This window comes from Xanthobacter autotrophicus (genome assembly GCF_030015065.1).
Classification (GTDB): Bacteria; Pseudomonadota; Alphaproteobacteria; order Rhizobiales; family Xanthobacteraceae; genus Xanthobacter; species Xanthobacter autotrophicus_D.
In genome coordinates this window covers 1-492 of record NZ_JAIVFN010000340.1, presented here as the reverse complement: position 1 = coordinate 492, position 492 = coordinate 1, and the positions used below count along the sequence as shown (strand labels likewise).

Sequence of the window (492 nt, the reverse complement as noted above, 5' to 3'; positions counted from 1 at the left end):
CTGCACGGCGTGCGCCGCTGGCTGCTCGGCGAGACCATGCCGGGCCCGCGCAAGCTCACCACGCTGGCGCAGTGGCTGCGCGTGCCCCTGGAGGATTTCGTCGACGCGGGCGAGGGCGCGGCCCTGCGCGCCACCGGCGAGCCCCTCCACAAGTGGCATGCGGGGCTGGGCTACGACGACCGCGAACTCTTCGACATCTACCTCAAGCTGCCCGTGCCCCAGCGCCGGCTGGCGCGCGAGGTGATCCTGGCCATCGCGCGGGCGCACGAGGCCGGGGAAGCGCAGCGCAAGGACCGGGACGGCTGACCGGCCGCGCCGCACGCCGGGGCCGGTCCGCGGCAAGGCGCGCTCAGCCGGCCAGGGCGCCCAGGCCCCGGGCCAGCTCGGAGGCGTGCGAGAGCGCGAACAGCACCAGCCCGATCAGGCCTCCGACCACCGTGCCGTTGATGCGGATGTACTGCAGGTCGCTGCCGATGTGCAGCTCCACCAGCC

Annotated in this window: 2 protein-coding genes; one reads left to right on the top strand and one right to left on the bottom strand. The window is 74.8% G+C overall.

Annotation, left to right across the window (positions count from 1 at the left end; all coding sequences use genetic code 11):
* A partial coding sequence (locus tag K9U40_RS23420; protein ID WP_282892463.1) for a hypothetical protein occupies positions 1 to 306 on the top strand: 306 nt, incomplete at its 5' end.
* 43 nt (positions 307 to 349) lie between these two features.
* On the opposite strand, the gene K9U40_RS24745 is transcribed toward K9U40_RS23420, so the two are convergent.
* Positions 350 to 487 (bottom strand): DUF445 family protein, encoded by a 138-nt coding sequence (locus K9U40_RS24745; RefSeq protein ID WP_349239458.1) that lies wholly within the window; start codon positions 485 to 487, stop codon positions 350 to 352.
* Positions 488 to 492 lie beyond the last annotated feature (5 nt).